This is a genomic window from Halobacterium rubrum (genome assembly GCF_021729015.1).
Taxonomy (GTDB): Archaea; Halobacteriota; Halobacteria; order Halobacteriales; family Halobacteriaceae; genus Halobacterium; species Halobacterium rubrum.
On record NZ_JAJQQZ010000001.1, the window covers coordinates 1,366,411 to 1,376,951 of the forward strand.

At 65.4% G+C, this 10,541-nt stretch carries 8 protein-coding genes; 2 read left to right on the plus strand and 6 right to left on the minus strand.

Annotation, left to right across the window (positions count from 1 at the left end; translation table 11 throughout):
* Positions 1-203: 203 nt before the first annotated feature.
* Entirely contained in the window at positions 204-2,141 is a 1,938-nt protein-coding gene (locus LT971_RS07495) for an ABC transporter substrate-binding protein (RefSeq protein ID WP_237006226.1), read from the minus strand.
* A 212-nt stretch (positions 2,142-2,353) separates the two neighbouring features.
* On the opposite strand from LT971_RS07495, the gene LT971_RS07500 reads away from it, so the two are divergent.
* Positions 2,354-2,629: a hypothetical protein gene (locus tag LT971_RS07500; protein WP_237006227.1), complete on the plus strand. Its 276-nt coding sequence runs from the start codon at positions 2,354-2,356 to the stop codon at positions 2,627-2,629.
* Positions 2,630-2,652: 23 nt separating this feature from the next.
* Here LT971_RS07500 and LT971_RS07505 read toward each other — a convergent pair whose 3' ends face one another.
* Positions 2,653-3,078, minus strand: a complete 426-nt coding sequence (locus tag LT971_RS07505) for a GtrA family protein (protein ID WP_237006228.1) — start codon at positions 3,076-3,078, stop codon at positions 2,653-2,655.
* Positions 3,079-3,336: 258 nt separating this feature from the next.
* Positions 3,337-3,726 carry a DUF2237 family protein gene (locus LT971_RS07510; RefSeq protein ID WP_237006229.1) on the minus strand — a complete coding sequence of 130 codons (390 nt, stop codon included), beginning with the start codon at positions 3,724-3,726 and terminating at the stop codon, positions 3,337-3,339.
* 147 nt (positions 3,727-3,873) lie between these two features.
* Here LT971_RS07510 and LT971_RS07515 point away from each other — a divergent pair, with 147 nt between their 5' ends.
* A complete protein-coding gene (locus LT971_RS07515; RefSeq protein ID WP_237006230.1) occupies positions 3,874-4,341 on the plus strand; it encodes an FKBP-type peptidyl-prolyl cis-trans isomerase in 468 nt (155 codons plus the stop codon).
* Between the two features lie 134 nt (positions 4,342-4,475).
* On the opposite strand, the gene LT971_RS07520 is transcribed toward LT971_RS07515, so the two are convergent.
* The 3 genes from LT971_RS07520 to LT971_RS07530 form a co-directional block, all read right to left on the minus strand.
* A complete protein-coding gene (locus LT971_RS07520) occupies positions 4,476-7,970 on the minus strand; it encodes a UvrD-helicase domain-containing protein (RefSeq protein WP_237006231.1) in 3,495 nt (1,164 codons plus the stop codon).
* Positions 7,960-8,784, minus strand: a complete 825-nt coding sequence (locus tag LT971_RS07525; RefSeq protein WP_237006232.1) for a hypothetical protein — start codon at positions 8,782-8,784, stop codon at positions 7,960-7,962. Before LT971_RS07525 ends, LT971_RS07520 begins: the two co-directional genes overlap by 11 nt.
* Positions 8,785-9,194: 410 nt before the next feature.
* Positions 9,195-9,992 carry a hypothetical protein gene (locus LT971_RS07530; protein WP_237006233.1) on the minus strand — a complete coding sequence of 266 codons (798 nt, stop codon included), beginning with the start codon at positions 9,990-9,992 and terminating at the stop codon, positions 9,195-9,197.
* Positions 9,993-10,541 lie beyond the last annotated feature (549 nt).

A 10,541-nucleotide genomic window follows, 5' to 3' on the forward strand; every position in this document is an offset into this window, starting at 1 on the left:
GGCGGTGCTCGCCGGGCACGTACCTGTGAGTGCAGCGTAGCAGTCGCGTCGGCGACAGTCGGATTCCACCGCCGCCGTCGCCCGAGCCGCTGCCGCTGCGGCTGCCAGTTCTCGTCACGTCGTGACGGCCGCCAGGTTCCGCGCGAATCGAGCGAAGAGGGAGTCACGTGAGAGCGACTGGCAGGCAGGTGGCTGTCGTTCCGTCAGGAGTCGTCGGACAGCGCCGCGTACTGCTCTATCTGGTAGTCCCAGTTCGCGAGGTACTCCTCGGTCGGCTCCGGATCGACCGGCACGGAGTACCCGAAGAGGTCGTCGCTCATCGTCAGGAAATTCACCGGCTGGTCTTCGCTCAGCTGGCCGAGAATCTCGTTGACGATCTCTTTGCGTTCCGCGGTGTCGACGGTCGTCTTCAGGTCCTCGAACAGCCCGGCCATGTCGATCTCGGGCGTGTACCCGTAGTAGTTCGTCGACGCCGTCTTCGTCCAGAAGGCTTCCAGCGACGTCGGCGTGAACGGGTACGTGTTGAACGCGATACCCGTCATCAGGTCCCACGGCTTCGCGGACGCCGTCTGGTCCGGCGGGCCCGCGTTGTACGGACCGCCGGAGTACTCCGGCTCGCCGTCGCCGGTGTAGCTGTTGGCGACGTAGTTCTTCAGCATCTGATTGAACTGGAGGGCCGTGAACTCGACTTTGATGCCGACGCCCGCGAGCTCCTGGCCGATGAACTCCGCGGTGGTCGCCGTCGTCTCGTTCCCCGTCGAGTACACGTGCTGGAGCGTCACCTGATTCCCCTCCGGGTTCAGCAACTTCTCGCCGGAGTACTCGTAGCCACTCGGGAGGTTCTCCTCCAGCATCGTCCGTGCCTGCTCCTTGTCGTAGGAGTCACCGACACCGAACGGTGTGACAGTTTCCTCGCTGTACCACGACGACCACCGCGGCTGGAACGTCACTGCAGTCTCGGCGAGCCCGCGGAGGATCTGGTTCGCGATGGCCTCCTTGTCGATCGCCATCGAGAGCGCCTGCCGTACCTCCTTAATCTCGAGGCCCTCCCAGCCGTTCGACCGCTGGTTGTAGGCCATGATACCGAGGAACGGCTGTGGAACCTGGTACGTGTCGACGGCGTCCCCCTCTTTGAGACTCTGGAACCGCCCCGTCGGCACGTTGATCGATGTCAGTTCGCCTTCCGTCAGCGCGTTCACGCGCGTCGCCTGCTCGCTGATGGTGCGGTACGTGTACGAGTCGAAGTGGGGTGCGTCGACCCACGCCTCGCCGAAGTCGTTGCCCTCGCCGGCGAGTTCGGCCGCGTAGTAGTCATCGTTCTTGGTGGCCGTGAACGTCGAGGAGCGTTCCCACTCGTCGAGCGAGTACGGGCCGAGGTTCCCCGTCCAGGTGAGGTTCTGGACCTCGTCGGCCTGCTGGAAGTCTTCGAGGTTGCCGTCCGGCACCTCGTCGGCCGACGCGTACTCGTCGGAGTTGGACGCGATCTCCTCTTTTTCCTCTTGGGAGCGCATGAACTTCTCCGTGAGGCCCCGGGGGAAGATGAACGCGCCCCACAGCGGCGGCCCGTAGATGAAGTCGCCGTTCGGCTCGGGGAGGCTGAGCGTGAAGTTCAGTTCGTCCTGAACGGTGACGTCGATGCCCGCCCAGTCGGAGGCCGCCGTCGACCCGGCCCAGTCGCTCTGGTGGATTTCCTCGATGTGGAACTTCCAGTCGTCGGCCGTCATCTGGCCGTACTCGTCGGCGAACTGGAGGTTGTCACGGAGCGTGATCTCGACCGTGCTCGGGTCCGGCATCGTGGTCTCCTCGAACCAGAGCCCGAAGATTTCTCGGTCCCCGTTGATCGCGTACGCCCCGTCGAGAATCAGTGACAGCCGGTCGGTCGTGTTCTGGTCGCTGATGCCCGGGAGGTACATCGAACTGGCACCAGTCGCCTGTGCCGTCACGTACTCGTTGTTCTGGACGAGCGCCGAGTCTGGTTCCTCGTCGGCGGTCGTCGACTCGTCTGTGTCTCCCGGTCCGGCGGTAGTCTCGTCGCCGCCGTCACCGTCTCCTGAGCTACATCCTGCGAGGCCTGCTGCGCCGGCGATTCCGAGTGCGCGGAGCACATTGCGGCGCGTGCGACCAGGTATCTCGGTACCCATGCACACGCCGTATGCCCAGGGTAAGTTATACCTACTGGTAACAGTAACAACTACTGTTGTTTCTAGTCGCGTCCTACTTCGACGTGTACGGCGCGGACTGGCTGCTCGACGACTGTCTCGGCATTCGACCGTCGGAGTGTCGGCGACGCTGTCAGCTATCCAACCAGCTCGACCCGACAGTACTTCCGGCCGCCGACCGAACACCGACGCGAATGTCGAACACCAGCGCTGCAACCGCGCAGACAGGCGGCAAGCAGGACCCCAGTGAGGGCGCCGAAGGCGACACCACCGGCGACTCCCGGTGGCCGGTCGTCGGCCTCGCGGGCGGGCTCAGCCTCTGCTGTGTGTTCGCTGCGCCCGCCGCTACCGGTGTCGCAAGCGGTACGGCAGCCGGCGGCGCGACCGCCGCGCTCGGCGGCGGCACCATCCGCGTCGCCGTCGCCGCGCTGACGGTCGGACTCGTCGCCGTCTCACTCAGGAAGCTCTGACGGCCGGTAGACCCCCGACCCCGTCAGCCGCCCCACGTCCACCGGGCGTCGAGCACGAACCGGTAGAGGCCGCTGACGACGATGGCGACGGCGTTCGAGAACAGATAGGGGACGCTGCGCCACTCCACGAGCGCGAACAGCACGGCGAGCTGGATCGGTATCGCCGTCCCCCTGACGACGTTCGTCTTCACGAGCCCGCCGAGATACTCCCCCCAGCCAGTGTTCTGTATCGCGCGGAACGTCCACGCGTTGTTCAACACGTACGTCAACACGATGGTGATCTCGATGGCGATGACCGCGCCGATCAGGTAGTTCAGCCCGCCGGCGTCCACGAACAGCCACAGCAACACCATCTGGACGCCCGCCGTCGCCGCGCCGACGACGACGAACCGCCGCATCTGGGTGGCGACTGGGCTGTTCTGCAGGTCCCGGAGGAACGAGCGAATCAACGCTGACGCCCCCCGGCCGCGAGCTCTCGTCGCGTGCCGCTGACCCCGAACGAACGGGGGCGTTCCCGGGCCGCTTGAACCCACTCCCGCGAGCCGCCCACGCGCCCGACTGGATGCGTCGAGTGACTCGCACTGCAGCCGCTCCGGCGCGTCGTCGGCGAGTCTGTCCAGTGAACCACGACTCTGCCACTTGCACAGGTGGCGCGCTGTATCACGCTTTCGGTTCCGCGGACCACCGGGACCACCGTCCGGACCGCCCTACTGGTCGTAGGCGTGGGCTTCGAGCGTCGACAGCTCTACCGAGTCCAGCACTGCCCCGTTGGTCGCCTCCAACACCACCGGCGGGACGGTCGTCTCGGGGAGGCGGTTCGCTCGCGTGGCTTCCAGTGTCTCCAGCCAGCGACCGAGGCACAGACACCACCGGTCGCCCGGCTCGAGTCCGGGGAACTGGAACTCCGGTCGCGGCGTCACCAGGTCGTTGCCGCGCTCCCGGCTGAACGCCAGGAACTCCTCGGTCATCACCGCGCAGAGCTCGTGGCGTCCGCGGTCGTCTGGGTGGGTGCCACAGCAGCCGTCGCGTTCGTAGCCAGTGACGGGGTCGGTGCTGCAGGTGGCGAGTTCGCCGCCGAGGACGTTCTGTTCGGGCATACGGTGACAGTGTGTCGCGAGCCCAAAAGGCTCTCCCACACTCCACTCCGGTGAGTAGTCGGTCACCACTGCTCGGGCACGCGCGGGCGAGGGGGCGGCTCGGTCACCGATGCAAGGTGTTATCGGTGTCACGCCCGTTCTGGAAACGTGACGATTGCATCTGGCGACTCCGTGACCTTCGAGTACACCGGCCGACTGGACGACGGAACTGTCTTCGACACCTCCCGGGAATCCGTCGCCGAGGACGCCGGCCTCGCCGACGCGATGCCCGACCGCGAGTACACGCCGCTGACGGTCGAAGTCGGCGCACAGCAGGTCATCGAGGGCATGGACGACGGTCTCGTCGGACTGGAGGAGGGCACGTCGACGACACTGGAGATTCCGCCCGAGGAAGCCTACGGCGAGTGGAGCGAGGAGAACGTCCAGGAGTTCCAGACCGACGAACTCACCGACACCATCGGCCAGCGACCCGAGGAAGGCGGCTACCTCGAGGCCCAGAACGGCCAGCAGGGCGAGATCGTCCACGTCGACGACGAGAATACGCGTGTCGACTTCAACCACGAACTCGCCGGCGAAGCGCTGGCGTTCGACGTCGAAATCGTCGACGTCAACTGACGCCGCTTTGCGCGGTCGGCACGTGAACGGTGCAGTCAACAGCCGGCGAAAGAGAACTCAGGTCCCCCGACGGGGAACGTGATTGACATCCTCTCCGCAACGGGGATTCTTCCGGATTCAGACGGGTGTGGCTGTCAGCGTCGAACGAGCGCTGCGAGTCTCCGTTCGACGATCTCCGACGGCCACGACGATCTGATCGTGTCACGCTCAACCCCGAACGTCTCCACTGTCGGCTTCACGGGGTTTCTCGAGCGGTCCTGCTGCTGTTCGAAGAGGTACGAGTAGGCTGTCACCTGGAGTTCGTACCGACGCCGCGTCTCTGGCGTCTGGTCTGTCAGTGTGACCTTTGCCTCGGCCACGTGGCGTTCACCCGACGGTAGTTCGACGACGAAATCGCTCGTCCCGTGGATTTCGATCTCGACGTCGCCGACAGTGACGAGCCCATCGACGGGTCGCTCGACGGTAACCTGTTCGGCCCGCTGGATCCGACTCCACAGGTCGGACGCGAGGAAGTCGTCGAGTACCGCCTCTCGGAAGAAGGCGAACAGTCCGCCGCGTTCGTCGTCGGCAATCCGCGGCGCGTGGTCGTCTACGACGTCGTCGAACACGTCGCGAACCTCGTCTCCGGGGTCTCGAAGCGTGGGTTCCGGCACCTCGCGGTCGACGAGTCTGGTAAGCACCTCGTGCAAGCAGGTCCCGACGTCGTCCGGGCCGAGTTCGTCGAACTGGAGCGGGACGTCGTCGGGAACGTCGTTAGCCCTGGTGTGGAGGGGCTTCCCGAGGAGGTGGTTGAGTACCTGCCCGTCTGGATCCTCTGTGAGGGGGTACAGTGTACTCGGGTTGACGAACCGGGGCACCCACGGGTCCAGACCGGCTCGACGCGGCGGATTGACGGCGACGTCGTCGCCGTGGGCGGTGGGCGTGGTTGCCTGCGAGGCAAAGGTGGAAACGTCGTTGACGCCGACGTCGAACGGTTCGTCGGTCGAACCAGCGTCCGGGTCGAGGGTGTACGTCTCGGTCTCCTCACCGGTGAAGCCGAGTCCGTCCCGTATCGTGTCGAGCCACCGGTCCCGGGGGCGGGGTTCACCGGGCAGCGACCGTGGGAGTGGGACGACGAGGTGGTCCCGCGCCCGCGTGAGCGCGACGTACAGGAGTCGCCACGCTTCGGCTCGTTCGTTCGCCGCAACCCGCTCGAGGCGCTCGGGACCAACTAGCGACGTCGAGTCCACGGACTCGGCGACGTCGTCGCACCAGTGGCCCGTTGCCCACCGCAGTCCGACGTCGCGGTCGCGCGTGTCCGCCGGGTCGTACAACCCGTTGCCGAACGGGGGGAGCGCAACGTCCGAGGGGACGTCGGTGTTCGTCGGCGGGGCGAGTCCATTGATGGCTCCCTGCGTGATGAACCGCTGGGCCTGGGGCCCCTGCTTCCAGAGGCTGAATCCGGGGTTCGCGACGGCGACAACGTCGTCCTGGTCGCCTTTCGCGTCGTGAATCGTCCGGAATTCGACGTCGTGGCTCGTGTCCGCGGTGCTCGGCTGACTCGGTCCCGTGTACGGGTTCTCTCGGAACGGTTCGATCAACTCGGTGAGCTCGCGCGGCGTGTGGTGTTCGTCGCCCCCCCACTCGTCGATGGTTTCGACGAGTGCATCGAGGTTGGCGACCCGCTGTGCGGGGTCGACGTCGAAGTGTCCGCAGGGGTCCGCTCGAAGGGCGAGTCGCTCGATGACGTCCTCGACGTAGGTTGCAGGGGGGTCCGAGAGGAAGCTATCGCGCCGTTCACGGAGCTCGAGGAGCCCGTCGAGGGTGGACTGGTGTGCGTCCGAGAGGTCGCACTCGTCCAGAACCGCGTCGATGTCCCAGCGCTGGGCCTCGAAGTCGCTCTCGAGCGAGTCGAGACCGAGGGCCGACTCGGTGACGAGGTCGCGGATTCGCTCTGGGTCTCCGGGTGCTACCAGCCATTCACAGACGTCGACCACGGCACCGACGACGTCGCACTCGAACAGGTCTTCGCTCGCGTTCCGAACGCTGAGCCCCGCTTCCTCGAAGGCCTCTTCGTACGCGTCCATCTTCGACGACCACCGGAACAGCACCGTAATCCCGAGCGGGGTATCGTTCTCGTCGGTGAACGTCCCGTCTGCGAGCCCCTTCGAGAGCAGCGTCGCCAGCGTCGTCGCTTCCCCGCGTCCTTCGACAGGGTCGACCCAGGTGTACGAATCGGGGTCTGCGGCTGTCGGATCGAAGGCCGCGATGTGGACACTGGACTCGCCGGTCGAATCCCGGGCAGCGTCCAGCCCCGGGTATCGGACGTCTAGCTCTCCGAGATTCCCACGTGCCGGGTCCGTGAGCGCCGCTTCCGAGATCTCGTTGACCGCACCGGCGACGTCGGGGACGCACCGGTACGTCGTCTTGGCGGTCCGGTGTTCGTGGACGTCCCAGTCGATTCCGAGGTACGCGCCATCGACCGTTGCGGTCTCGAAGAGCGTCGGGTCGGCGTGCCGCCACAGGTAGACACTCTGGAGCAGGTCGCCGGCAGCGAACACTCGCGTACTGGGGGTGACCAGGTGCGAGAGTGCCGCGTGCTGGATCGACGACACGTCCTGGGCCTCGTCGACGAGCAGGCTCTGGATTCGTGTCTGGTACCGCTGTCTGATTCGGGTCCGGTGGGCGTCGTCGGTGCCGTCAAGCCGGTCGTCGAAGTACGCGTCTACGAGGTACGCGACGTCTGTGTGTGAGACGACGCCGCGGTCGCGGATGGTCTGCCGGTACGCGGCCCGGTACGCTTCGAGTACTACACAGAAGTCGTCGATGCGGGCCCGCCACTCGTCGTGAAGCCTCGAATCTGCGTCACAGATTCTGGCTCGGTCGTCGTCGCCGATGTCGTCGTAGGCACTATCCTCGACGTCTGTTCCGACACAGCGAGTGACCGCGGCGACGATGTCGTCGAACGCGTCCGGACGCCCACCCGCGTACACGTCCCCGAAGGTCTGTTCCAGTTCAGTCCGGAACGCTCCTGTGGAGAGCCGGCGATCCCGGCAATGTGCAACGGCCGCCTCGAGCATTTCACTCAGGCCGTCGTCGTACTCGGCAGCAGGATAGGCGTCCTCCAGCCGTTCCAGTCGCCGCGCCACGTCCGCGTCGCTCTGGATAGCCTCGTAACAGGCGGCGTGCAGGCGTTTCTGCCGGGCCGTGTTACCGACGACAGGCATCTCCTCAAAGCCGACGTCGTGGACGATCTCACGCAAGACATCTCTGAGCACACTGTCGATGGTCCCGACGAAGGGAGCGTCTCTGACCCGCTGTATCAGATGCTCCAACTCCTCGGAGGAGACGCGGTCTGCGGCGGGAACGAGGTCGCACTCGACGATCTCTCGGAGACGACTCGTGATCTCCGGGATGATGCTCTCTGCCTCGCTTCTGTTGAACGAGACCACGGCGACTCGCTGCTCCGGGGTCGGGTCGCCGCCGACGTACCGTCGGAGCAGGTCTTCGGCGGCGATATGCTGTGTGACTTCGGATTTCCCCGACCCGGGCACACAGTTGAGCGTATACAGCCCCGACTCGCGTTCGAAGTACGCATCTCGGATCTCACGCTGTGCGTTTCGCAGCCGGACCGGCTCGTCACTCGACATCGGTCACCTCCTCGTCGAGCATCGCTCGAACAGCGGCCGGGAGTTCTCGCTCGGGGCTCACCAGCCGTCGTCGCTCGTCCGCCGAGACGACGTCGGTCTCTAGGTGATTCAGCAGTGGGGATGGACGTCGCTCCTCACCAGCGGTGGACTCGGTGTGGCGTGTCACGATCAGTCCGTCTCCGGCCGCCCGCAGGGTGTCGTCAAGCTGATCTCGGTCCCGGCCCGTCGTCCACGCTGTCCGTGGGGCGAGCGCTCCAGCACGACCGTCGCCACGAATGATCTCCGCCTGGAGTTCCGGCGGCACGACGCTCTCGGTTCGTTGCGGCCACTCGCCGTCGACGAGCCCGACAGCGAGGACGTAGGGAACGTCCAGCAGCCACACGTCGTTCGCCTCGAAGACGTCCACAGCCCGTGCGTTCGAGTGTTCTCTCCGGCCAGGGCGCTGGGTTGCGATGAGCTGGCTCAGTTCTGCAACGCTACCCCACGACCGGTCGAGCGTCCCCTCGTCGAGTCGGTCTGCGTACTTGTGTCGCAGCTGCTGGACGAGGGTCTTTACGCGAACAACTGCCCGGGCGTCGCGCTCTGTCTCACCGAGAGCCGGCGAATCGTTCTCCCTCGTCACCGGAAGCCCGAGTTCCTCGTATGCTTCGACGACGTCGGTGAGGACGTTCGCCACGGCGTCCGGGGTCGGCTCCGGACAGCCGTCGAGCCACCCGGCATACGTCACGAAGCGTTCGTCGACGTCCGGATTCGCGTCGAGTTCGCTGTACCACTCATCGAGCGTCTGCGGCTCGTCCGTGACCGCCTGTCTCAATCCCTGCACCGTCTCGGGGTCGATTGGCCACGCCGGCGACGTCGCCGATGGCGGACTCCAGCGGTGTTCTAGCGGCCGGCAGAACGCTGTCAGCGACAGTTCTTCGGAGTCGAGTACGTCACACACTGATTCGACAAGCGCGTACGGCCGGGTGCGCGTTACCCGGAGCTGCGTCCAGAAGACGGGAGCGAGGCTGTACTGGATGGACGCACGGTACAGTGGTTCCTCGTACGGGTCCAGATCGCGTGCCACGACGGCAACGTCGCGCAGCGGCACACCGGAATCTCGGAGGGCAGCCACGGTGGCCATCACTGCTCGGGCCTCGTCCCGGCGCGTCGTCCCCACTAACTCTACCACGGGGACGTCGGCGTCCTCGAGGGGCTCTGCGAGAGTGAGCCGGTCCGGAGAGGTCACGACTCGAACACCACCGCACCCGGGTCGGCGACGTCGAACAGTTGCGGCACACGGCTCGAGAGGTACGACCCAGTGCCACGTCGGAGATGGACGTGGACCGGCACAGACACCGCGTCCAGCACGGCGTGTAACAGGTCGATCTGTCCGGCAGAAACGCTGCTCACGCCGACCAGCGAGACACACTTGACCCCCGGAAATGCCGCCTCCCAGACCGCCCCCTGGGTAGCGAGGATTTCCCTCGTCGAGCGCCGGACCAACTCCACGTCGGAGACCGCCTCCGACGTACGCGTGCGGAGCGCCCGCTGGACACTCGTTGCGGCGTTCAGTATTTCGGCTGCATCCGCATCGATAGGCGCCTTGAGCCCGTCGGCGACACTCTGGAGCACTTCGAGCCGCTCCGGGTGGAAGCCGGTCACGTTCTCGATCTCCGTCCGGATCTGTTCGACAGTCTGGGTGTCTGAAGGCACTGCGGGGGTCGTTATCGATACCTCGTTGTCGGACAGTACGGAGCGAATCATCGACAGGCGGTCGATACGGTCGATGGTCGTCGTCGGGAGACCAGCGGTGTCGAGGATTCTCTCCGCGACAGCTGCTGGATCTGCAAACTGCAAGCCGTCTTTCGGTGTCCTTGCTTCTCGGAGTCGCCGCTGGATGTTGCGTCGGTGTAACTCCACTGGAGCCAGTACCAGCTCTGTCGATTGCGACGAACCGTCCGCACGCTCCAGAAGGGCGTCTTCAGACCCTACGTGGAGCGTCAGGTTGCCAGGGAGCTGGTCGGGGGATGTTTGAGCCATGGACGTGTAACGTGTGGAACGGTGACCGGGACGGACGGTCTCGTTACCTACCGGACGTTCTCACGTGCTGTTGAAACAATCGTCGGTCGGTTTACTGATCAGAGTCAGTCCGACTCCTTGCCCGGGGTGAGAGAACTCTCGGCGGTCGAGGAATACGAACTCGTTCACGCTTCGCCGTCGGTAGAATCGGGGATTTTGTTTCCCGTTGGGTGGTGAATCGCCTCGGGGTCAAGCCCGGGGGTATTCGCCTTACACCCGATAAACAACGTCCAGTGTTACGCCTTCCCGAGCAGGGAGTGGTTCGACGGCCTTAAGTGATACCCGGCTGTACGAAGGAATGCGTACGACAGTGAGGCCGTCTGGTCCATCCAGGTGGCCAACGCATGCCTCCCGCCGCCCCGTGTGGCGTCAGTCCCGCTCGTTTCGAGCGCGGTTCGATGCCCTTAAGTAATAACGGGGCGTTCGGAGGAATGCGAACGTCGTCTCGGACCAAACCAGTTCCGGTGGGTTTATGACTCGCCGCGAACTACGTTCAGGTCCGAAGGAATG